The 22,490-nt window shown below is 63.0% G+C and carries 16 protein-coding genes; 8 read left to right on the forward strand and 8 right to left on the reverse strand.

Features of this window, described 5'->3' with window-relative positions; translation table 11 throughout:
- Positions 1 to 374: 374 nt before the first annotated feature.
- Positions 375 to 2,198 carry an asparagine synthetase B gene (locus D000_RS0110515; RefSeq protein ID WP_038047811.1) on the reverse strand — a complete coding sequence of 608 codons (1,824 nt, stop codon included), beginning with the start codon at positions 2,196 to 2,198 and terminating at the stop codon, positions 375 to 377.
- Positions 2,199 to 2,455: 257 nt separating this feature from the next.
- On the opposite strand from D000_RS0110515, the gene D000_RS0110520 reads away from it, so the two are divergent.
- From D000_RS0110520 to D000_RS0110535, 4 genes are read left to right on the forward strand one after another with little or no spacing between them, the layout of a single operon-like run.
- Entirely contained in the window at positions 2,456 to 2,704 is a 249-nt protein-coding gene (locus D000_RS0110520; protein ID WP_018873482.1) for an acyl carrier protein, read from the forward strand.
- A gap of 7 nt (positions 2,705 to 2,711) precedes the next feature.
- Positions 2,712 to 3,515 carry a hydrolase 2, exosortase A system-associated gene (locus tag D000_RS0110525; protein WP_018873483.1) on the forward strand — a complete coding sequence of 268 codons (804 nt, stop codon included), beginning with the start codon at positions 2,712 to 2,714 and terminating at the stop codon, positions 3,513 to 3,515.
- The gene (locus D000_RS0110530; protein ID WP_018873484.1) at positions 3,512 to 4,399 is read left to right on the forward strand and encodes a hydrolase 1, exosortase A system-associated; all 888 of its coding nucleotides are present in this window, start codon (positions 3,512 to 3,514) and stop codon (positions 4,397 to 4,399) included. Before D000_RS0110525 ends, D000_RS0110530 begins: the two co-directional genes overlap by 4 nt.
- Complete coding sequence (locus D000_RS0110535) at positions 4,396 to 5,409, forward strand: glycosyltransferase (RefSeq protein WP_018873485.1); 1,014 nt, start codon at positions 4,396 to 4,398, stop codon at positions 5,407 to 5,409. The genes D000_RS0110530 and D000_RS0110535 overlap by 4 nt, the downstream gene beginning before the upstream one ends.
- A gap of 24 nt (positions 5,410 to 5,433) precedes the next feature.
- Here D000_RS0110535 and D000_RS0110540 read toward each other — a convergent pair whose 3' ends face one another.
- Complete coding sequence (locus D000_RS0110540) at positions 5,434 to 6,129, reverse strand: class I SAM-dependent methyltransferase (RefSeq protein ID WP_018873486.1); 696 nt, start codon at positions 6,127 to 6,129, stop codon at positions 5,434 to 5,436.
- 42 nt (positions 6,130 to 6,171) lie between these two features.
- Complete coding sequence (locus D000_RS0110545; protein ID WP_018873487.1) at positions 6,172 to 7,785, reverse strand: amino acid adenylation domain-containing protein; 1,614 nt, start codon at positions 7,783 to 7,785, stop codon at positions 6,172 to 6,174.
- Positions 7,786 to 8,042: 257 nt separating this feature from the next.
- Between D000_RS0110545 and D000_RS0110550 the strand changes: the two genes are divergently transcribed.
- From D000_RS0110550 to D000_RS13940, 3 genes are all read left to right on the forward strand, one after another.
- A complete protein-coding gene (locus D000_RS0110550) occupies positions 8,043 to 9,845 on the forward strand; it encodes an ABC transporter ATP-binding protein (RefSeq protein WP_026279920.1) in 1,803 nt (600 codons plus the stop codon).
- Between the two features lie 85 nt (positions 9,846 to 9,930).
- Entirely contained in the window at positions 9,931 to 11,547 is a 1,617-nt protein-coding gene (locus D000_RS0110555) for an asparagine synthase-related protein (RefSeq protein WP_231371013.1), read from the forward strand.
- A gap of 91 nt (positions 11,548 to 11,638) precedes the next feature.
- Positions 11,639 to 12,715, forward strand: coding sequence for a phosphotransferase family protein (locus D000_RS13940; RefSeq protein WP_196800605.1), 1,077 nt, complete (start codon positions 11,639 to 11,641; stop codon positions 12,713 to 12,715).
- A 710-nt stretch (positions 12,716 to 13,425) separates the two neighbouring features.
- Here D000_RS13940 and D000_RS0110560 read toward each other — a convergent pair.
- The 3 genes from D000_RS0110560 to D000_RS0110575 all read right to left on the reverse strand — a co-directional run bounded on the left by D000_RS0110560 (position 13,426) and on the right by D000_RS0110575 (position 16,114).
- Positions 13,426 to 14,337 (reverse strand): hypothetical protein, encoded by a 912-nt coding sequence (locus D000_RS0110560; protein ID WP_155999278.1) that lies wholly within the window; start codon positions 14,335 to 14,337, stop codon positions 13,426 to 13,428.
- Positions 14,338 to 14,396: 59 nt separating this feature from the next.
- A complete protein-coding gene (locus tag D000_RS14210) occupies positions 14,397 to 15,227 on the reverse strand; it encodes a galactosyl transferase (protein ID WP_155999281.1) in 831 nt (276 codons plus the stop codon).
- A 62-nt stretch (positions 15,228 to 15,289) separates the two neighbouring features.
- The gene (locus D000_RS0110575; protein WP_018873491.1) at positions 15,290 to 16,114 is read right to left on the reverse strand and encodes a polysaccharide pyruvyl transferase family protein; all 825 of its coding nucleotides are present in this window, start codon (positions 16,112 to 16,114) and stop codon (positions 15,290 to 15,292) included.
- 103 nt (positions 16,115 to 16,217) lie between these two features.
- Between D000_RS0110575 and D000_RS0110580 the strand changes: the two genes are divergently transcribed.
- Complete coding sequence (locus tag D000_RS0110580; RefSeq protein WP_018873492.1) at positions 16,218 to 17,219, forward strand: glycosyltransferase family 2 protein; 1,002 nt, start codon at positions 16,218 to 16,220, stop codon at positions 17,217 to 17,219.
- A gap of 27 nt (positions 17,220 to 17,246) precedes the next feature.
- On the opposite strand, the gene D000_RS0110585 is transcribed toward D000_RS0110580, so the two are convergent.
- Both D000_RS0110585 and D000_RS0110590 read right to left on the reverse strand, forming a co-directional pair.
- Complete coding sequence (locus tag D000_RS0110585; protein WP_018873493.1) at positions 17,247 to 19,046, reverse strand: hypothetical protein; 1,800 nt, start codon at positions 19,044 to 19,046, stop codon at positions 17,247 to 17,249.
- Between the two features lie 55 nt (positions 19,047 to 19,101).
- Entirely contained in the window at positions 19,102 to 20,583 is a 1,482-nt protein-coding gene (locus tag D000_RS0110590; RefSeq protein WP_018873494.1) for a putative O-glycosylation ligase, exosortase A system-associated, read from the reverse strand.
- Between the last annotated feature and the right edge of the window lie 1,907 nt (positions 20,584 to 22,490).

Raw genomic sequence — 22,490 nt, forward strand, 5'->3', positions numbered from 1 at the left:
CAATCCGCCACAGGGATTGTGGGCAGATCTTGCGAGCAGCCTTCGACGAAAGGCCGTTGAAGATATCTTCCGTGCCTCGATCCTTGAAGCATACAATCATGAAAGCACGGTATCACGGACTCCATGCTATTTTAAAACCAGAAAAAGGGGGCGAAGGACGGCGTGGGTGTCAGGGCCTGGAGATCCCGGCTCTCCGCTTCGCTGCGGCCGGGATGACAGTGTCTTTTCATCCAGAGCCTTCCCGCACTTCCCGTCTTCCTGTGACCCGCCCTTGACCTGCCCTTGTCCGTGACCTCTGTGCCCTCCGTGGTGAAACCGCCCTTGCCCTCGACCTTCCTTCGTCTCTTCGCGCACTTCGTGGTGAATAAATTCAGCTAGCGGGCGGTGGGGTGCGACTCCAGCCAGAGGTCCAGCATCATCAGGATCCACACCAGTTCGCCGTAGTACGCGGCATGTTCCTCGCGATGCAGGCGGATCAGTTCGTCGATGAAGTCGTCGCGCAGGAAGTCGCGGCCCTTCAGCCGCAGCAGGCTGTCGTAGGCCAGTTCCTGTAGCGGCGCGTGTTCCTGCATCCACACCCCGAACGGCAGGCCGAACCCGTGCTTCTTCTTGTCGATGATCGCCTCCGGCAGAAAGCCGGTGAACGCCTCTTTGTAGAAGTGGCGCAGGCGTCCTTTCTTCAGCTTCAACGCGGACGGCACGCGACAGGAGAACTCGACCAGGTCGTCGTCCAGCATCGGGAAGGTCACATCCACCCCGGCGAGCTGGCACATGCCGGTCACCTTGCGCAGGTCGTTGTCGGCCAGGGTCTGCTGCCAGTCCAGATACATCATGCGATTCAGCGTGGAGGCATCCTCCGGCTGCGCATAGATCCGGCGCATGAGCTCCCATGGCGCCTCACGATCCAGCCCCGCAAGGAAATCCGGCGTAAACATCGACTCCTGCGACAGCCGGTACAGGTAGTTGTAGGTCTCCAGCCGGTCCGGCAGCGGGATGCGCGCCTGCTCCACATAGCTGCGCGCCTTGCCGACCACGGGGAGCGCGCGCGGAAGGCGGGTAAACAGCGGGTCCAGCAGGTTTCGCCGCAAAGGCGCGGGGATGCGCCCCCAGTGCTCGAACACGCCCTGCTTGGCGTAACGGGCATTCCCCGCGAACAGCTCGTCGCCCCCGTCGCCGGCGAGCAGCCTGGTCATGCCGGCATCCCTGGCCATGCGAGCGCAGAAGTAGGCCGGCAGCGCAGAGGAGTTACCGAATGGTTCGTCGTAGCTGCTGGCGATCCGGGGCACGGCCTCGACGACGTCCTCCGGTGTCACGTAGTACTCGTGTGCCTGGGTGCCGAAGTGCTGCGCGGCCATGCGCGCGTACTCCATCTCGTCGTAGCCGGGGGCGTTGAAGCCGATGCTGAAGCTGTCCGCCCCGGGCTGGATGCCGGCGAGCATGCCGGCGACCGTGGAGCTGTCCAGGCCGCCACTCAGGAATGCGCCGGTTCGCGGGGCATCCGCGCGGCGGTCCACCGCCGCCTGGATCCGGTCGCGCAGCTCCTGTTCGAGTGCCGCCGGCGCCGCGCTGCGGTCTTCCGCAAATTCGGGGCGCCAGTAGGCGTTCACGTCGGCGCGGTCGCCGTTGTGGATCAGGCGATGCGCCGCGGGCAGCTTTTCCAGCCCGGCGAACAGGCTGACCGGGGCCGGCAGCATGTGGAAGAAGCAGTAGTGGTAGAGCCCCTCGCGGGTAATCTCGGTGGCAACCGCCGGGTGGGCCGCCACGCAGCCGGCGCCGGTTCCAAAGGCAATGCCGTCATCCAGGCGGGCGAAATGCAGCGGTACCTGGCCCATGCGGTCGATCCCGGCCAGCAGCTGTCCGTGGCCCGCATCCACGATGGCCAGCGCGTAGTCGCCGCCCAGCTGTTCAAACAGGCCGTCCCCGTATTGTCGCCAGGCCTGTAGCAGGGCCTGTGCCGGGTCGAGTTCGCGCGCACGTTCCGCCAGCACGGACGCCCGCCATTGCGGGTGCCCGGTGATGGCCGCGATCACCTCGGTCTCCTGTGCGATCCAGCCACCCTGCACATGACACCCGCCCAGGCGGTTCGTGCACCGGGCCGAGGTTGCCCCGGCCAGGCTCGGCAGCGCGGTTGCCTGGGCCTCGAGCGCGCCGGCCGGTGATGCGGCATTCACCGCGAACCATCCACAAAGTCCCGTCATCCTTCCACCTGTTGCCTGAGGGCAGCCCCGTGGTGATACGCACCGGAGTGTGGGGGCGGCGATCCATGCCTCGCCGCGACCATTCTACGAACGCGTTCACGGCTTGGCGGGGATGCAGATGGCAGGAGCTTAACGAGCCGATCACGCGGCAGGCGCGGCCCGCCAGCCGCGATCTGGACAGTCCGCGCAGATCCGGTAACCTGCCGTTTACTCGCCGCCCAGGCCGGGCACGGATACCCGCCATCAGGAACCTTCATATGTCGACGCTCGATCACACCCGCAATCTGCTGGACAGCGCCCTCAGCCTGAATGGCCGCGCGCAGCAGTTCGACCGCAACACCACGCTGCTGGGCGGAGTCCCCGAGCTGGACTCCATGGCGGTGGTGTCGCTGATCACCGCGATCGAGAGCCACTTCGACATCGTGATCGATGACGACGAAGTCAGCGCCGAGACCTTCGAAACGGTTGGCACCCTCGCCGATTTCATCGACGCCAAGCTCGACTAGGTCGGTCATGGAAGCCGGGTTCCTGGAGGGCAAGGCCGGTCCGGTGTTCCATGTGCTGCATCGACCGGAAGGCCCTTCCGTCCGTGGTCGTGTGCTGTTTTTTCCGCCGTTTGCCGAAGAACTCAACAAGTCCCGCCGCATGGTGAACCTGCAGGCCCGCCGTCTGGCGCAGGTCGGGTACGCCGTGCTAATCCCGGATCTCTACGGATGCGGCGACAGTGGTGGTGACTTCGGCGATGCCGACTGGGATCTGTGGCTGGACGACCTCGCCCGCTGCGGCGACTACCTCCAGGCCTGCTGCCCGGCCCCCCTTCTGGTCTGGGGTTTGCGCGCCGGCTGTCTGCTGGCGGGCGATTTCCTGGCCGCGCGTGCCGAACAGGCCGCCGCCGCGATCTACTGGGCGCCCGTCACCAATGGCGAACAGCACCTGACCCAGTTTCTCCGCCTGCGCATGGCCGCCGGCATGATGGGCGGGCAGAAGGAATCCACCGCTGATCTGCGTTCGCGGCTGCGGGATGGCGAACCGCTGGAGGTGGCGGGCTACACACTGGCGCCTGCCCTGGCCGAGCGCCTTTCCACCGCCCGCCTGGAGCAGCCCCGGGCGGCATCCGTCGCCTGGTTCGACATCGCGGCACAGGACGATGCCCCGTTGCCGCCGGCGAGCGAGCGCATGGTCGAACGCTGGCGCGAGGCTGGTGCCGCTGTCGACACCCGGGTGATCGGGGGCGATACCTTCTGGTCTACCCAGGACATCACCGAGGTGCCGGGCCTGCTCGACGCCACGCTGGCAGCGGTCGAGGCCCGGGCATGAGCGAGCGCGCGGTCATCTTTCGCGTGCAGGACGAGGAACTGCTGGGCATCCTGCACCCAGGGGCGGAGGGCGCCCGGCGTGGCGTGCTGATCGCCGTGGGCGGGCCGCAGTACCGTGTGGGCAGTCACCGCCAGTTCCTGCTGCTCGCGCGCCACCTGGCGGCGCAGGGCATCCCCGTATTCCGCTTCGATTTTCGGGGGATGGGGGATGCCTCCGGCCGCCAGCGCGATTACGAAGAAGTGCATGAGGACATGAGCGCGGCCATGGATACCTTTACGCAGCAGGTGCCGGACCTGCGCGAGGTCGTGATCTGGGGCTTGTGCGGTGCCGCCTCGGCCGGCCTGTTCTATGCCTGGCGAGATGCCCGCGTGGCGGGGCTGGTGCTGGCCAACCCCTGGGTGCGGACCGACGAAGGCCTGGCCCGCGCGTACCTGAAGACCTACTACCTCAAACGCCTGTTCAGCCGGGATTTCTGGGCCGGGGCCCTGCGGGGCCGCTTCAACCCCTGGACCTCGGTCCAGTCACTCGCGCGCATGGCCGGCGCTGCCCTGCGCCCGCGAGGCACGCAGGGCGATGGGAGTAATCCAGATGCCGCTCGCGCCGATCTGGGCAATGGGCCGCTGCCGGATCGGATGGCGGAGGGCTGGCGGCGCTTCGACGGGCCGATCCTCGTCATTCTCAGCGGCGATGACCTGACCGCGGCCGAGTTTCGCGACGTGGCCACCGCCGCCCCGGCCTGGAAGGGCCTGCTGGCAGAGCCGCGCGTGACCCTGCGCGAACTGCCGCAGGCCAACCACACGTTCTCGCGTCGTGAATGGCGCGATCAGGTGGCCGCCTGGACACAGGACTGGATGCAGACGGCCCCCAATCGGGGAGCTACATGACCGCGAGCACGCCGCCCAGCACCAAGACAAACGCCGCCGAGGCACCGAAGGCGGGCCGCAGTGTGCCGCGGGTATCGGTGGTGATGCCGGCCTTCAATACCGCCGCCTACATCGCCGAGTCCATCGACAGCGTGCTGAAGCAGGATTACCCGAACCTGGAACTGATCGTGGTGGACGACGGCTCCACCGACGGCACCGTGGAGATCATCCGGGGCTATGGCGATCAGCTGACGCTGCTGACGCAACAAAACCAGGGCGCGGCCGTGGCCCGCAATGCGGGTATCGCGGCCGCCACCGGGGAGTACATCGCCTTCATCGACTCCGACGATATCTGGCTTCCGGGCAAGATCACCGCGCAGGTGATGTACATGGAACAGCATCCCGAGATCGGGTTCACTCACACCCACTTCCTCTCCTGGAAGCCGGATGCCGACGGCGCATTCCCGCCGCCCTCGCAGATGGCGGCCCCCGAGGTGCCGGTGCGCGAGGCCCCGGGCGTGGTCGCAGAGGGCTCCGGCTGGGTCTACAACCAGCTCCTGATGGAGTCCCTGCCGCACACCATCACGGTCATGATGCGGCGGCAGCTGGTGGACGAGGTGGGCGAGTTCGATCCGCAGCTCAAGCGCGGCCAGGACTACGACTACTGGATTCGCGCATCGCGGCTGTCCGAGTACCGGCAGCTGGACCGCGTCACGGCGCTCTACCGCTTACATGGCGCTGGCTGCATCACCAAATATCCGGATGTGAACTACGAAGTCGAGGTAGTCCAGCGCGCGCTGGCGCGCTGGGGGCGGGTCGGGCCGAACGGCGAGGAAACCCCGGCCGCCGCCGTGCGCAGGCGGCTTGGCGATGCCTGGTTTACGTTTGGCTACCATCACTACTGGACCGCCAGCCCGCGTATCGCCCGGCACGCGTTCCTGCAGTCCATCCGGCAGCGCCCGTTGCGCCCGAAGTCCTGGGCCTATCTCGGGCTCAGCGCGCTCAAGTCCGTGCGTGCTCCGAGTCGGTAGCAGTTCCGGGCCGCACTCGGGCGATCAAGTTCGGCTGCGGTATACCGCAACCCGGCCGATCGGCATTTTGCGAAAGCGTTTGGTGCGGTATTCGTGGTAGGTGACCGGCTCCAGAAACGGAGCCGCGTCCAGCAGTTTTCGCTGGGTTGGATTCTGATACACGACCAGCACTTCCCGTGGCTCGGTCCGCATGGCGTTTTCGAGATTTGAGAGCACCCGCTCCATGATGGCGGCCCTGAACGGGTTGAACAGGTAGATCAGCAAATCGCCCGCGGGCGGCTCGTACGCGCCGGCATCGCCGCACACGGTTTCGATCTTCGCTACCTTGCGTTCCGGGTGTTGGTAGAGACGCGCGTTCTCGGTGGCAATGTCGTTCAGGCGCGCGTTGTACTCCACCCCGATAATGCGGCGGAATGGGTAGTGAGCGGCGAGCAGCAGCACCCTGCCCTTGCCCGAGCCCAGATCAATGAAGGTGTAGCGCCCGTAGGCAATGTCGAGGGAGTGCATGATCCTGTGAAACAGCCTCGGAGGCGCGCCTTCGTAGCCCTCGTGTTCCTGCGGCAGGCCTGTATCGTCCTCGGCCTGCATGCCGGTGTTGGTGCCGTACTTGCGGTCGAAGTCCGTCAGAAAGAACAGGATGTTCCGGGGGATGAGCGTCAGAGTGCGCCAGAACCCGCGCTTGCGCAGTGAATCGCGCAGCCGACCCAGCACTCCTGTCATGTCGCTGTTCTCCTTTGCCCGGCTCTGGAATCGCCAGGGGCGTCAGCCGGCATCGGCGTCCAGGCGCGCGACGAGCGCTTTGCGGTCGACTTTGCCGTTCGCGTTCAGCGGCAGCTCGTGGGTTGCGTGGATCGCGCGGGGCACCATCACGGCGGGCAGGCGCTGGCGCAGTCGGTCGCGCAGTGCCGGTTCGTCGATGCTCTCGCCGACCACGAAGGCGACGATGCCGGAGGCGCCGCTTTCCGTGCGGGGCCAGCCCACGGCCACGGCCTGATCCGTGCCGGCGGCCTCGCGCAGGGCGGCTTCCACCTCGCCGAGTTCAATGCGCACCCCGCCGATCTTGATCTGATGGTCCAGTCGACCGAGGAAGATGATTGGCGCGCCGGAGGCGGGGCGGCGCACCAGATCTCCGGTGCGGTAGTGCACCTGGCCGTCATCGAGCCGGACGAACGCCTGCGCCGTGCGCTCGGGGTCTTTCCAGTAGCCAGGAGTGACCTGGGGGCCGCTGATCAGCAGTTCGCCCTCGGCGCCGACCGGCACCTCCTGCAGGGCCTCGTCCGCCACCCGCAGCTCCACTTGGTTGCCCGGATAGCCGATCGGCACCATGCCGTGCTCGCACTCGGCCGGCGACTGCTCCGCATCCCAGCGATAGAAGCAGGCATCCACCGTGCATTCGGTAGGCCCATAGGCATTGTCCACAATCGCGTTGGGTGCGGCGCTCGCCATCGCCTCGGCCAGCTCGGCCGATAGTGCCTCGCCGCCGAAGCGGCACAGGCGCAGCTCCGGAAAGCGCCCCGGCGCCCAGCCGTTGCGGCGGTTCATGCCGTGCCCGGCCGAGGGGGTGATGTCGATCACCGTAAGCGCCTTGTCCGCGATATAGCGGTTGGGGTTGAACCATTCCTTCGCGGACGGGCAGCACAGGCAGGCGCCAAAGGCCCATGACACGTACAGATCGAACATCGACGAGTCGAAGGTGATGTCGTAGAACTGCGAGAAGCGGTCCGTCTCGTTGATGCCGAAGTCCCGGTAACGCTCCAGCGACATCTCCACAAACCGGGCCGCGTTGAGGTGCAGCACGCCTACCCCCTTGGGTATGCCCGTGCTGCCCGAGGTGAAGAAGAGGCAGGCCAGGTCATCGGGCGATACGGTCGCCGGCACCCAGTCCGCGGGTCGGGGGGTGTTTCCGGCCACCCGGAAGTCGTGCCCGGACCAGCGCGCCTGGAGCTCGTCCAGCCGCTCGGGATCAGGCAACAGGATCACGAGCGGTCGCGAGAACGCCCCCAACAGGTCATCGAGCCGCTCCAACCCTTGATGATCCACCAGCAGCGCCGACAGGTCCGCCTGCTCGGCCATCGCCAGTGTGCGCTCCGTCGGGAAGCCCGGATTCAGCGGAACCAGGGTGTGTCCGGCCAGCAGCGTACCCAGAAGCCCCTGATACATTGCCAGCGAGCGCTGAGCCAGCACGCCAATACGGCAGGGCGTGCCATCGCAATCGACGGATTGCTGCAGCGCGTGGGCGGTTGCGGCAGCGGCCTCGAACAGCTCGCCGTAGCTGAGCACCCGGCCCTCCACATCCAGCGCCGGGCGTTCCGGGAACTTTTCCGCCGAGCGCAGGAAGCCACTCAGTAATTCGTTCGTTAGCCTGGCGTTTGGCACTGTTGCGGCCCCCGCTTTGCTCGAAAATCCTTTATCCGCGCGGCTTGCCGGCCCTTCCGGCCGGTTGTGGCCCGAAGCCCTTGCAGCTTGCCGCGCCCGGAAACGCCCAGGGCGCTTTCCGACAAGCTTCCGCGATCGGCGCATCTCGTACAATCGAGAGCATCTACAGGCCGCGTGGCCTGGCTAACGGCTGCCTGATGGCGGTTCCCCCTTGGGCCGCCAAGGCCCCTCGTATGAAGGATCCGGGTCGGCGCGACATGCTGGAAACCCTGCGCAAGCTGAACGCCCTGCTGGACCCCCGCGACCGCGGGAAGGTCGGGCTGCTGGCGATTCTGATGATTGTGACCGCCTTCATGCAGACGGTGGGCATCGCCTCGGTAATGCCGTTCCTCGCCGTGCTATCCGACCCAGCCATGATCCAAGACAACGACATGCTGCGCATGGCGTACGAGTGGCTGGGCTTCGAGTCCACCAGCAGCTTTCTGTACTTCCTGGGGCTGGCGGCCTTTGTGCTGTTCATGACGGGCACGGCCCTGCAGGCGCTCAGCCAGTGGGCGATCACTCGTTTTTCCCATATGCAGCAGTACGAGCTGTCGCGGCGGCTGATGGGTGACTACTTGGCGCGGCCCTATACGTTCTTCCTCAACCGCAACTCAGGCGATCTGGCCAAGACGATCCTTCAGGAGACCACGCAAGCCATTAATGGCGCACTGATGCCAGCGCTCAAGCTGGCCAGTCATGGGTTACTGGCTCTCGCAATCGTTGCTCTGCTGATTGCCGCGCAACCTTGGCTGGCCTTGATCGTCGCTGCCAGCCTTGGGGGTGTCTATGCAGTCATCTATATCGTTGCGCGCACCTGGCTTAACCGTATTGGGGAAGATCGGGTAGAGGCCAACCGGGAGCGCTTCACCGCCGCCGCCGAGGCCTTTGCAGGAGCCAAGGAAATCCGCTTGCTGGGGCGGGAGCGCGACTATCTGGAGCGTTACCGCCAGCCATCCAAACGCTTTGCCAGCCACCAGGCGAACTCGGTCCTGCTAAAGGATCTACCGCAATATGCCATCGAGGCGATTGCCTTTGGCGGGGTGCTCCTGCTGGTGCTGTTCCTTATGTCCGGAGATGGGGGCATGGCACAGGCTCTCCCGCTCATTGGCCTGTATGCGCTAGCGGGCCGTCAGCTGATCCCGGCCTTCCAGAAGGTGTTCCAGCAGGTGGCGTCGTTGCGTTTCAACACGGCAGCCGTCGACAACATCCTGAAGGATCTGGGTCCGCGGGCGGAGAGCACACCTCTGCTCGCGCGCCATGAACATCCCGAACCCCTTGCGCCCGAACGCTCCATCGAGGTCATCGAAGCCAGTTACCACTATCCGGGGCACGAAAGGCCCGCTCTCAAAGACGTTTCGCTGGAGATCCCGGCCCACACCACGGTCGGTTTCGTAGGGTCCTCCGGGGCTGGCAAAAGCACCCTGGTCGACATTCTGCTGGGCCTTCTGGAGCCTCAGGCCGGCACCATCCTGATCGATGGCGAGCCGTTAACCCGGGAAAACGTGCGCAACTGGCAGGCAAGCATCGGCTATGTGCCCCAGCACATCTTCCTTGCGGACCAGACGGTGGCAGCCAATATTGCGCTGGGCGTTCGGGAGGAAAAGATCGACCGTGCGGCAGTGGAAAAGGCCGCCCGTTTGGCCAACCTCCATGATTTTGTGATGCGGGACCTGCCAGACGGTTACAACACCATCATTGGCGAACGCGGTACGCGTCTCTCGGGTGGCCAGCGACAGCGGATTGGCATCGCCCGTGCGCTGTATCGAGACCCTGCCGTGCTCTTTTTCGACGAGGCCACCAGTGCACTGGATAACGCAACGGAAAAAGCGGTGATGGATGCCTTACACAACCTTTCAGGCGAAAAAACGATCATTCTGATCGCGCACCGCCTGAGTACCGTTCGTCCCTGTTCTCGCATCTTCGTGCTGGAGCAGGGGAGCGTGGTGGATAGCGGAACCTGGGATGACCTCTCGGGCCAGAGCGCCACCTTCCAGAGACTTGCAGCTGGAGCTTCATGACCTCAGCCACCCAAAGGTTCGCGATGGGCGACCGTCGGTCCCTGTTGCCAAAGGAGCGGGGGGTTGTAGTGGCGCGATGCCGTCGATGCACATCGAATTTAATGAACCACGTGGGGGAGCCATGGAAAGCCTGGGCCTCGATGGCATAGCCTCGGCACGAGACCGCCCCTTCTTTTCGGCGCGCGCTGTTGCCTCTGGTGTTCAGACGCAGGGCACCCCGCATTGTCAGCTTGGGCACGTGCTGCCCGATCATGCCGGTCATGGCCATGACGGTATCTTCGTTCGTTGGGATTGGGATGGTCAGCGGCTGACCGTGCAAAATGATCGGTACGGTATTTACCCGCTGTTCTACAGCCATTTCGGCGGCGAGATCCGCATTTCGCCGGCCATTCAACATGTGCTGGACGGTGATTTTCCCAAGGGCCTGAACTACCCAGGGCTTGCCGTCTTTCTCCGTCTGGGATTCTTCCTTGCAGATGACACCCCGTTCGAGCACGTGCATTTCCTGCCGCCCGGTTCACGACTTATATGGCAGCAGGGCAAACTCGAATTAAACCGGGGTTCTCTGGAGGCTCCCCGTCCATCAGCCATGCCGCAGACCTTCGACGAGACGGTCGAGGCGTACCAGGAACTCTTTCGTCAGGCCATCGAGCGCCGCCCTCCATCGGAAACTGGCTACCATCTCGCCCTGAGTGGTGGCCGGGATTCAAGGCACATCTTTTTGGAATTGCTTTATCAGGGGCATAAGCCCCGCAGCGTCGTTACGGTTCAGGGACCTCCGCCTATCGACAACGAGGATGTCCTGCTGGCGAGCCAGCTTGCGCAAGCCACGGACGTCGATCACCGCGTTGTCCGGTACGAGGGTTCTTACGTCGCATCGGTCCTCAAGGATGCCGAGTTGACCAGCCACTGCTCTGCACCGCACACCTGGCTCATTGCTCTGGCGGCCTCCTTCGGCAAGGCAGATACGAAGTGCATTTACGACGGCCTGGCCGGGGACGTCCTCTCCGGTGCCCACCAGGTATCCCCCGAAAAGCTGGCGCTCATGCGCGCTGGCCGCACACGAGAACTCGCAAATCTCCTCCTGCGCGAGGCAAATCAGGAAGCCGCGATCAAAGCGTGCCACCGTTCAGCACTCGTCGAGCGGATCCCCGAGTCCCTCGCCGTCGAACGAATCATCACCGAGATGGAACAGCATCGGGATGCCTCCTCGCCACTTCAGTCTTTCGTATTCTGGAACCGCACCCGTCGCGGCATTGGCTTGCTGCCCTTCGGTCTTCTCGCCCACGTAAAGACCGTCTACTGCCCCTACCTGGATCACGATCTTTTCGACTTTCTGATGAACGTGAATCCGGATTACAGCATGAAAAAAGCGTTTCATGACGAAACGATCAATCGCGCTTTCCCAAAGCTGTCGGATATCCCATTTGAGGCCGCCGACGCGACGCCTCCGACATACGAAGAGATCAGACGCCACTACCGTGCCTGTGCGCAGGGCACCATGCGCGATATATTGCGCCGGCCCCAGCAGTTTCTAAGCTCGCCACTCGTGCGACCAGGACGCTTTACTGCCATGGTCCTGCGAACAAGCCTGACGCGCAGCCCAGATAAGCCGTGGTATTTGCAACCAGGTTTGCGGGCGGTAGAGCTCGGACGTCTCAGCGAACCCCAAAATGTGAACCACCCGGCAAACCCCGACTAACGCAAACCGCAGGAACACACCGTAAGACCTCCTGATAAGCGTAACTCTTTCACCCTAACCCACCCCACACCCCATCATGGGGAACTACCCAATGACAGAAACTGACGTCACTTCAATTCTGCGCGAAAGTCTTGGCGATGAACTGCGGCATAGTGTGCAAGAGATTCAACGCACCCAAACGTCACGCCGAAAGCATTCCGAATCTACCACTTTGTACCGCGTGCGCCTGAGCAACAACCAAGAAAGATGGGTCTGGGTAAAGAGGCTAAACGACAACTCCAACGCAGGTATAAGCGAGGACCGAACCACGCGCGATTACGACCTAAACAAATGGCTTTACGAAACCTTCGACCCATCAGGGCCGTTCCGCGTTCCCAGGCCACTCGCGTTCTCGCCCGAGCATCGGTTTATAGTCACCGAACATGTGCCCGGAAAATGCCTGCAGGGGGAGATTACTCGCGAAGCCCGGCGATTGCCCCTCAGACCAGCTTCACAGGACATACGGGAACACATGCATCGGGCCGGACAGTGGCTCCACGCGTTTCAATCTGCAACGGAGGATTATTACCCTGGGAAGAGTTCCGGCCTAGACCCGTTGCCGATCAAAAATGAAGACAGGACTGCGAATCAAACACTGAGCCGGCTCGAGCAACTTGTTCGCTTAAGGCCCACCGTATTTGACGAGGTGTTTGCTTCGTCAGTTGAGAGATCCATTGATCATTCAATGCACCAAATTCACGGATCAAAGCACCAAACTCGCTACGCTATCTGCAGTACCCACGGCGATTTTTTCGCAGGCAATCTTATTTTTCATGGGCCATCAGTAACCGGCATAGACTTTACCGGCTCTACATGGGGTTCACCTTGGTTCAATGTCAGCTATTTTTGTTTTCATCTGGAGACCGCTCTGAATAAGTATATCGCCACGACGCAGCTGGCCCGAGAAGCGAGGAAGGCATTTTTAGAAGGTTACGGTTACGAGTCCACCGGAACCGACTTCTGGCAGTCCAGCCCGGAGATGCAACTCAACTACGTCTCCCATTGCATCTCCCGTCTCCTTTCGCTTTCCGAGTCCAAATGGCTTGCAGCAAGTCCAAGAGAACTGGCTAAGCGGTATGCACTTTATAAAACCAAGAAAGAGCTACTGACGCATGTGAAAAAGTTGTGAAAGCATAAGTGCGAGCGGGAGACAGCATTCCGAAAACAAGCCTGCCCTAATTCACCGAGCGACTACTCCGCCGCTACACAATCCGTGCTCTCATCACGCAAGGGCGCATCGGACTACAACAACTAAAGCGCGCCTGAATGGTTTCACTTGAACGCGACCGCGTTGCCTGTTGCGCCAGTTATGGCATGCTCCAACCCCTTTGACGTCGGCTCACCTCGCTCGAGCGCTTCTATTGCCTTGAGGAGCCGATTGCTTTTCGTATGATTTTGCCGGTTCTTAAGAAGGTCCGTCATCCGCGCATTTCTATAGTCCCGCTCGAATGGCATGAGATAGGTACCCCAATCTCGAGGATATATATTGTGGGTAAAGTAGCCAACCACACAAGGCACAGATCCCGCGTCGGTGTTTCCGTAGCGCATAAATATCGCGGATCCTATGAGGCGAGGTAGCAGACATCACTCGACGCCCAACCAGGCGCAGCGCAGTGAGGGAGGCGCTCAAGGTCAACGTTCGGACAAAGCGAAGAGGGGGTGTAAATCATGATTTCTTCCGTGTGAGGGGCACGGGTTCGGTTTTCAGACCATCATGAACCGCTCATTACGGTCCGCGAACGAACTAAGCTGCGATCGCTTACCCCGGGCAGTAGTCATGCACCACGATGAACAAGGCACTGGGGTCCTGCGGGGATTAGGACCTTCAGAACATAACAGTTATACAGTTTCGCTCGAGGCGGCCCAGTCTTTGGCCACATCGGGTATGCTTCCCTCCAGCAACCTGTCGAACACTTTTAGCGCATCATTTTCGGAAAAATAGCCGGCGAGAACTGCAGGCCATTGGGGCGCATCTTCTCGGCGAATGAATTGTGCCATGGTACTCGACGGTTGTACGCGTATCGGGAGGGTCGGCCAGTCGAGCGCGGCCAGGACCGCAGCGCGGTGTTGCCCCATGGTGATCAGGATCGTTCTTTTTTCCCCATGTGTCAGCACGATGCCACCGATATCCCCGTCCGGCCTGTCAGACCGCTTGTATCCAGATCGCCCTATGGAGTCGCAGAGGCGTGAGATTCGCTGCCACTCCGACCGGCCCTGGAATTCAGGGACCGGCCCCCATTCGCGCCAGCCGTATTCGGCAGGGTCCCGAACATCTGAATCCTTGTTCTCGGCAATCTCTGTACCCAAACGAACCTCAGCCATTGCCTCTGGGTGGATCGACTGCCAGGGCAGGATTGTCTGGGCGGCTGTTAACCCCTGGAGTTTGGCGGGTTCGGGGCTAGAGACCCCCAAGACCTCAGCAGCGGAATGCGGCCGTACGCGCGTGTAGTAGGCCGCGAGTGCACTGTCTACATAGTTTGTGACCGTATACTGCAAAATCTCCCTGGCGGTGACGCTGAACGGATGGCAACTGTCTGGGCCGAGCGGCAAGCCCATCATTCCGAGGGCCCGGCACTGCGTTGTGGGCACCTGACACACGAATTGACGACCGCGTGCTATGTAGGCGGCGGCTAGCGGATCTGTCGGGCCACCGGTAAGGTCGAGAGGTTTTTCTGAAACAAGGCGATATCCGAAGCGCTCGGCTGAATGCGCCAGGACAAGTCGAGCCCATCGCTTGAGGTTGACGGTCATGCGTGCGTACCTCGTTGCAGTTTTAAATGAGCGGGACTGGGTATGTCCGGGTAAGCATCTTAGCTTCGTGGTCCATTGCTTATCCCGGTTCCCGCTAACGGGTGATTTCCGCCGAAGAACTCCCGCCGCATTCGCGTCGTCAACGGACGGGGTATCGTCAACTTCCTCCAGTAGCTACGCATACGAGCGCGTAGCTTCCGTTTTGGAGCTAGAGGGTCTCGCGTACTACTGTGTGCGTTCCTGTGTCCGATACGATAGACGGCGCCTGCGAAGGGGATCGGGGAGAGGGGGCGCCCTTCATCGCGCAGCCTTTCGCGGATCAGGTGGTGGCTTCCAAGCTCGCGGATTGCATCTACCGACTCATTTCTCGCTTTATAATTAAAACAACCAGCGCGGACGATGAGTGACGTGCCACAAACAACATGGAACCGGTTTGTCTTGAAAAGCATTCGAGCGCCGGTGCGCCATTTGTACCCCTGGTTGATATACCAGCCAGAATCAGGGGTGCGTTCCGCCACAAAGGCTGCGAGCCGTCGGCTTATAAAATCATCGTCATCTACCACCATGACGAAATCATCATTATTAATACTTTCCAGCGCGGCCGCGACTCTGCGTCCCTTGTCCAGGCGCACGGCGTCCCAAAAAGCCTCATTATCCCGAGCCCCGCGCTCGTGGTGATCGTTCTTTGGGAAGTCCACCCTTTTTGCTACTACTCCATCAGGCAAAGGTGGTAAGACCACGCCATTGTTAGCGACGATGATCGCCTGCCACCCTTGACCGTCTTGCGCAGCTATGGAAGCAATGGTTTCAGAGAGCATGCGCCACTGGGCGGTCTTGTCTCTCACATTGTCCGGATGACGGATTGGAACGATAAAGTTCAACTTCGCCATGTAGACTCCATTCTCGGTCGCGATCATCTATTCCACGGATGCTTTGTCCCGTGGGTTTTAGCTCAGGATTGATCAAACTCTCGAACTCTCGCCTCAATTCTGGAAACTCGATCCTCGATGGTGCCATCAGGAACCAACTGGAAGCGTTTGAGTTGGGACATTTGGGCGAGCTTTCGCGTGAAGGTGGTTTCTTTGATTTTCGCCACCAGGCGCCCGTGCAAGGAGGGACGCGGCTGTTCCCAGATCGTTGGAAGCTTTCTGAATCGCAGCTCGATTTCCAGGGTGGCTGCCCAATCCTGCCACTTTTCTGGGACGATCTCGGGACTGGTGATGACGGGCAACCAGGGGACGCGGAGCGCCTCGGCCGCAATGGCGCCGTGCATGGCGGAACAGATGAGCTTATGGCTGCGGCCGATCTGATCGATGACGCTTTCGCACGGCGCCTCCGGGTGGATGAAATGTACGCCGGCGTTTTCGCACAGCGCTTTCATGCGATCGTGGCATAGTCCGTGATGCGGCATGAACGCGCAGTCAATGTCTTTTGTCCGGTTGAGGTCTTCCGTTCGGTTCAGCAGGATGCCCGGGTCCGAGATGGCGAGTGACGGGTCCAGGCCGAGGGTCTTGGCGGTCAGCGGGCCGCGGACGAAATGTACCTTTGCGCGGCGCATCGCGTCTGCGGTGGGTGGAGCGCCATAGCCGTAGCCGGTGCCCAGGATGTGCAAGGTGCCGCGGTCCGGAAGGCGCTCGTTCAGCAGCGTGCCGATGCCGACCAGTACGTCTTCGGAGCCCGGCTGCGGCTCGAGCGGAGCGCGTATGAAACGGGGCCAGAGATAGTCATTCAGCTCGTCGCCGAAATTGGGCCGTTTGCGGTAGCGGTAGAGATACATCCGGGTCTCCAGCAGAATCCACGTGGTATCGCGCCATCCGGGGCGCGGTGCGAAGCGATGCCCGCTGCCATCATGAGAGCCGCCCGCGCTCAGGACAAAACAGATGTCGAACACTGATCCGAAAATTGCCGTCATCGTACCGTATTTCCAGCGCGAAGCCGGGCTGTTGCGGCAATGTGTCCAGTCCGTGCTGGATACTCGGGATGGGCTGTCGGTGCGGGTTCTCGTTGTGGACGATGGCTCGCCGCATCGCGCAGAGGAGGAGATCGGCGATCTGCAGGATGGTGAGACTGTCACCATCATCCACCAGGAAAATGCCGGGCCCGCTGCGGCGCGCAATACGGGCTTGGACCATGTGGGGGATACGCCCTATGTCACTTTTCTGGACTCGGATGATCAGTGGACGGGCCCTTTTCTCCAGGATGCGGTACGCGCTCTGGAACAGGGGTACGACCTGTTTGTCGGCGATAGTCAGCGGGGCCCCGTTCCGGGCACCCGGTTCCACTGGGGGCATGTGCCCGCCGACAATATCCGGTGCGACGAGCACCGCCAGGTGGACGCGGACCACGAGCTATATGAATTTGTAGGTGATTTCTTCGACCTGGTGGTTCGTCGCAGTAATGTTATTGGCCCTAACACCCTGGCCTACCGGGTGGACCGGTTCCCGGATGTACGTTTTCCGGCGAACCTGATCCAGGGGGAGGATCGCCTGTTCAAGCTACGGCTGGGCGCCCGGCTCCAGCGCGTTGCCTTTTCGCCGCGGGTGTACGCGGATGAGGGCGAAGGCGTGAATATCTTCGACAAGTCGGGCTGGGATACCGAGGGCTACCTCGGGCTGACCGCCAATTATGTTGCGCTCGCGCATATGATCCTTGCCGAGATCCCTCTGAATGTTCGGCAAAAAGCGTTTGTTCGCCGCCAGCTTGGCAAATCGCGGCGCGGCTTTCTGGCCGGGGTGTTGCATCAAGTACGGCATCGCAAACCACTGGACTGGTCGGTGGTGGCAAAGACGTTTCGTAGTGATCCTGTTGGTGCGCTTCTGGTGGGCCCGAATCTACTTCGGCTGATGGCGGAGCGCCTGAATAATCGGGGGGATCGCCTGTAGGGCGGGCAAGGGGCGCTGCGGTTCGGGCTAGCGCGATTCGCGAGCGGCTTGAAGACTCTTCCATGTAACGATGAGCACCGCGTGGTAACGGCCATAGGGAAGTTCAATCGGGGGCAGGCTACGGCCGATAGCGTTTGCCGTTGCGGATGGCAGCGCTGGCTCAAGCCAGCCATCGATGACGGGTGTTTGGCCTTGTGCGGCATGGCTGGACTCCGGCACCAAAGAGGAGTCGAAGGCTGCAGGGCTGGTGACCGCGTGGCCGCCGGGGTTCAGGTAGCGTACGACTTGGCCGCCGCGATGCTCCAGGGTCAGTATTTGTTCGACTCGCGGCCGATCCTGGTGGATGGTCCATTCCAGGTGCCCGGTGACTTGCCCAAGCTTCGGGCGGCGCAGGGCGGCCTTGCGGCCCAGTGTGCCGCCCAGCAGTCGCCAGTCCAGCGCGGCCAGCGCGCGCGGGCCGAGCCCCCTGGCCGGTGGGCGGATCAATGCTCGGGGCTGGCCGGTCAGTATGATTCTTATGCTTCGCCCTTCGTGTTTGATTTCGCTTCTCTCGAAATCCGTCAGCCCGTACAGCATCCCTTCGCACTCGAAGATCGGCGTCCAGCCGGCCAGAGCCGGGTTCTCCTCCAGCGCCTGACGTGACTCGCGCACCGGTGCCGGGCACAGCGGGAGCCCCTGCCAGGTCAGATGCAGCGGGATGCCGCCGGCGTAGCGCAGCTCCACCTCGCTGCGGCTGAATGCCTGTGGTGGCTGCCCGCGGTTGGAGACCAGGGCAAAGACCGCGTCGGGATCGCCCACGCGAAACTGCGCGGCGTCCGGCCCGTTTGAGGCTTGAGGTTCGAAAGCGGCAAGGTTGATCGGGATGGAGGTACGCCCGTCGTGGGCGATGCGGTCCTGCGCCCAGGCGACGATGGCGGCGGCCCAGGCGTTGTAGACCGACAGGTGCATGTAGCTGTCGTACCCGCAGCCGGGTGTCGTCCGATCCGCAGGATTCAGCGCGATCAAACCATCTGGCCGGCTCTGCTCATGCCAGCGATCCAGAATGCCCTGCAGCATTCGGCCAGCGGGTGTGCTGCGCCCCGGCTCTTGCCCGGCACCGAGCAGGATCAGGCTGGCCACCAGGCAGGCATCCCCGAACAGGGCGTGACTGCTGCGGCCCAGGCCACCGACATGGCCGCGCCCGTCCCAGGTGTTCAGGCTCCATTGCAGCAGTCTTGTCACGACCGGCTGCCAGTCACCGGGATTGCCGTATTCCGCAGCCATAACGGCCACATACAGCGCCTTGTGGTGGTAGGCGGCCGGGGTGGCTCCCATGCGGGCTGGGTTGGGACGCGCGGGGTAGTCGATGAAGCCGCCATCGGTGCCGCACCAGGCCGTGAACAGCCGCTGCAGCCGCTTCGTTGCGCGTTCACAATGGCTTGCCGAGGCTTCCTGAAGTTCGCACAGCCGCGCCAGCAGCACCCAGTTATTGGAGGGATACCGACGGGCGAGGGGGCATTGGCGGGCGAGTGCCCGTAGGGCCTTTGTTTCCTGCCCGCCGTTGGGGTTTCGTGCCGAATGCTCGGCCAGAAGGTTGAGCAGAAAGCGATTGAACGGTGCGTGCCCCCGCGCCTGCGGGGAAAGCGCCTGCCAGGCGTCCAGGGCGCGGCGGGCGGCCGCCGAGTCGTCCCCGTGCAAAAGGGTTAGGGCCAGGGCGGTGGAGGTCTGGCCGTAGTGGTCCGGCGGGGTGGCCGTGTGATCCTGGGGATCCCATAGCCCGGCCCCGGGGCGGGTGTGATTGCGCAGGGCGCTGGCCAGCGTTTGCAGTGTGGCATCCAGCGCTGGCATATCGATCGCTGTGGGCGAAGTACCCCGCGCTGGGGGGGCGGGCATCGGTTCGCGCTCAGCGGGTTGGGGGGGCATTGCGGTCGGGTTCGTCCATCAGGGAACCGGACATAAGGTTGTCCTGCGATGTGGCCGCCGGTCCCGGGGCCGATGCGGTTGGCGCCGGAGATGCAGCGGGCTCGGGCCCCGTCCGGGGCTGGGCAGGCCCCAAGGCGGCGGGCGCAATACTCGGCCGTGCCTCCGGCAGCGGTACCGATTCCAGTTCCCGCCGCATGATGACGGCGAGGGCAATGAAGGCATACAGCAGATTAAAATAGGCCACGTCGAGGAAGGCCCCCGCGACCAGATACCCCACCAGCCCGATCTGCAGGGCCCAGGCATATTCGGACAGCCAGATTTGCCCGGTTCGGCCCCGAGCCGTTTTGCGCACCCTGTTGAGCGTGAAAAAGGTGAAGCCAACGAGCAGGAGGAACACGGCCAACCCCCCGAAGCCGTGTTGCCCCAAAATGCCGAAATAGACGCTGTGTGGTGACAGTACGTGGCGCCAGGTGCCTTCAAAATTGGCGTAGGAGATCCACCAGTCATAGCCCAGCGCGGTGTTGCGGAAGCCCATCCCGGTCAGGGGGCGCTCCATGGCCATGTTCCAGGCCACCCCCCAGGACTGAATGCGCTGCATCGCGGAGGTGTCTTCCTCGTAGGTCTCGATGGTCTGCCAGCGTTCCACCAGGCGGTCCGGCGCGGTGACACCGACTACAGCGACCAGGACGAATCCCGCAAGCACCATTAGCCATTTCTTCTGCATGTGCCAGAACAGGAACGGGGCAATTGCCAGCAGGCCCACGAAGGCCCCGCGCGAGTAGGTTGCAAGGATCGCGATGGTCGTGAGCCAGAAGACGGCATAGGAGAACCAGCCAATGGGCCGCGAAAAGCGGTTGAGCAGTTCGATGCCTAGGTCTGCCGCCCAGCGACGGTCGAACATTCGGGCGGTGGCCAGGATCAGCGGCAGCACCATGAGCATGGCCAGCCCGATGTAGGTATTGCCGGAGAGATATGACCCTGTGGGTCCGAGTACGTGATGGGCTCCACCTGTCTGGATCGCGAACAGCCCGCCCTTGAACCCGTAAAAGGCAAGCGATGCGGTAATCACCAGCAGCAGCCAGACGATGCGACGCTCGCCGTAGATCAGCATCGGCGTGACGAAGGTGATCAGCAGGATCTTCATGAAGTGGATCCAGAAGTCCCACGCCCCGCTGGAGTTGACCGCGAAGAAGCTGGTCATCGCGAAGTAGCCGGCCAGCACGAACAGCATGATCGTCTCCCGCGTAAACGGGAACGGCTTGCGGTCCTTGGCCAGGAACAAAGCGATCAGAGTGACGCCGCCGACGTAAGTAGCCAGGGGCGCGCCGCGCATGAAGGTCCAAGTGTGCCACTGCGGGGCAAACAGCCCGATCCAGAACCAGGCCAGCACCCCGATCCATGCATAGCGCACGATCAGAGGCAGCAGCACGGCGATGATCAGGGCGAGGAGATAGTCACGCATGCAGTTTGCATCTTGCACCGCTGTCGCGGGCATCTGACGAAAGGGGCAGGCTCGCGGCCTGTCTCGTTGCATGGTACACGCGGCTGCGTGCGTGTACCCCCGCCCGACGAACGGACTACTAACGGTGCTCGCCGCGCATCCCCGGTGCGCTCGGTCCTTGGCGGACGCCCGACAGCCGGGGGCTCCGGTACGGCGTGCATGCTTGCGAAGCCTCCCAGAAAGGCCAATGCTGTAGTCGGGTGATCGCAGGTGGCCGTGATCGGCACGGCATGCGGAGGCGCAGCGTGCATTCGGGAATCGCCGTTAAGGAGATGCTGATTTGATCGCGCGTCCGCGCTCGAGTCGCTTTTGCGTGCGAACAAGGCGCGGTGACCGCCGTGCAGTCATTCTGCACAAGGGAACCGCAACGCCGTTCCCGCGCAAAAGCGGCCGAGCCCCTGCTTTCAATGGCTTGTGGGGTTGGTGCCCCCTGTTCCCCGATCCTGCGTTGCGCCGCTTGCGGGTAGAACCACTACCCGCTGCACGACGCGCCTTGTCTCGGAAAACAGGGGACACCAACGCGGACGTGCGATTAAATCAGCGTCTCCTTAAGGCTTCAGCCGCTGTAGACCGCGCGCGCGGCGTGGTCAGGCTTTGGCGCGTGCGAGTCACTCGTCTGGATCCGGTGACGCAGTGCGGGCCGACGGTCGTCGGCCTGGCCCTCTGGTTTTTCGCCTCCGGTGTGGCTGCAAGCCCGGTGGTGGTCGGGGATGCGGCGACGCTGCGTGATGCCCTGACCGGTGCAGAAGCGGGCGATGTTATCGAGGTGCTGCCGGGCGATTACCTGCTGTCCGGGATGCGCCTGGCGCTGTCGGAGGGCACTTCGGGAGCGGTCGAAGTCCGGGCGTCCGTCCCCGGGACGGCCCGGTTGTGGACGCAGTCCGGCACGCTTTTCGATATCCGTGCCGGCCAGTGGCACTTTAGCGGGCTCGACTTTCAGGGGAGCCATTCGGCCGGCCATGCGATTTACCTGAATGGTGGCGGGAGTCGATCCCGGATCGAGGGTAATCGTTTTCAGAACTTTCACGCCGCGATTCGCTCGGCTGGCCGTGGGTCATCTCCTTCCTTCCCGGATGATGTGCTCGTGGCGCGGAATGTGTTTGTAAATGACACGCCGCGGGATACACGGCAGCCGGTCGCGGCAGTGGATGCGGTGGGTGGCAGCGGGTGGCGCATTACGGAGAATTTCTTTGCCGATATTGCGCTCGCCCCGCGTGGCAGTGGCCGGCCCGGGATGGCCGCGGCGGTTCGCGGGGGCGCAAGCGATGCCGTGCTGGATCGCAATCTGGTGATCTGCGAGTGGCGCCACGCGGGTGGCCAGCGCCTGGGGTTGTCCCTGGGTGGCGAGGGAACGCGCCGCGCCTCCATGGATCCACGCACCACGGCGGACTGTAACGGGGCGTGCCCGGAAACCCGGTCCGGCCGGCTCTACAACAATCTGATCCTGAATTGCCCGGACGGCCCCGGGATCTACCTGAACCGGGCGCAGCAGTCGCGCATTGCGAACAACACCATTTTTGATGCCTTCGGGATCCAGGCGCGGTTTGCCGAGACCTCGGCGGAGGCCGTGGACAACCTGCTCTCCGGTACCATCCGCGAACAGGAAGACGCCCGGGTGGAGGCCGTCAACAACGTGGAGACGGGGCGGTGGGATACGCTGGCCCGCCTGCCTGGCCTCAAGCGGCGGCTCGAGCTGCCGGTGCCGGACCATCGCATCCTCTATGCGGAGTGGCTGGACCGTCTGGTGCGAGGCAGTGTGGAACGGGCACATGCCTGGGTGGACAGCCTGGCGGGGTCATCGCTGGGCAAGGGCCTGCGGGACTTTGACGACTGGTTCGTGTTCCCGCGGGCGGTGGACTTCCGGTTGC

Origin of the sequence: Thioalkalivibrio sp. ALJ16 (assembly GCF_000377345.1) — a bacterium.
Lineage (GTDB): Bacteria > Pseudomonadota > Gammaproteobacteria > Ectothiorhodospirales > Ectothiorhodospiraceae > Thioalkalivibrio.

Coding starts and splice junctions, on each gene's coding strand:
- D000_RS0110515 (WP_038047811.1), bottom strand. CDS start 2,198: ATGACGGGACTTTGTGGATGGTTCGCGGTGAATGCCGCATCACCGGCC.
- D000_RS0110520 (WP_018873482.1), top strand. CDS start 2,456: ATGTCGACGCTCGATCACACCCGCAATCTGCTGGACAGCGCCCTCAGC.
- D000_RS0110525 (WP_018873483.1), top strand. CDS start 2,712: ATGGAAGCCGGGTTCCTGGAGGGCAAGGCCGGTCCGGTGTTCCATGTG.
- D000_RS0110530 (WP_018873484.1), top strand. CDS start 3,512: ATGAGCGAGCGCGCGGTCATCTTTCGCGTGCAGGACGAGGAACTGCTG.
- D000_RS0110535 (WP_018873485.1), top strand. CDS start 4,396: ATGACCGCGAGCACGCCGCCCAGCACCAAGACAAACGCCGCCGAGGCA.
- D000_RS0110540 (WP_018873486.1), bottom strand. CDS start 6,129: ATGACAGGAGTGCTGGGTCGGCTGCGCGATTCACTGCGCAAGCGCGGG.
- D000_RS0110550 (WP_026279920.1), top strand. CDS start 8,043: ATGCTGGAAACCCTGCGCAAGCTGAACGCCCTGCTGGACCCCCGCGAC.
- D000_RS0110555 (WP_231371013.1), top strand. CDS start 9,931: ATGCACATCGAATTTAATGAACCACGTGGGGGAGCCATGGAAAGCCTG.
- D000_RS13940 (WP_196800605.1), top strand. CDS start 11,639: ATGACAGAAACTGACGTCACTTCAATTCTGCGCGAAAGTCTTGGCGAT.
- D000_RS0110560 (WP_155999278.1), bottom strand. CDS start 14,337: ATGACCGTCAACCTCAAGCGATGGGCTCGACTTGTCCTGGCGCATTCA.
- D000_RS14210 (WP_155999281.1), bottom strand. CDS start 15,227: ATGGCGAAGTTGAACTTTATCGTTCCAATCCGTCATCCGGACAATGTG.
- D000_RS0110575 (WP_018873491.1), bottom strand. CDS start 16,114: ATGTATCTCTACCGCTACCGCAAACGGCCCAATTTCGGCGACGAGCTG.
- D000_RS0110580 (WP_018873492.1), top strand. CDS start 16,218: ATGTCGAACACTGATCCGAAAATTGCCGTCATCGTACCGTATTTCCAG.
- D000_RS0110585 (WP_018873493.1), bottom strand. CDS start 19,046: ATGCCAGCGCTGGATGCCACACTGCAAACGCTGGCCAGCGCCCTGCGC.
- D000_RS0110590 (WP_018873494.1), bottom strand. CDS start 20,583: ATGCGTGACTATCTCCTCGCCCTGATCATCGCCGTGCTGCTGCCTCTG.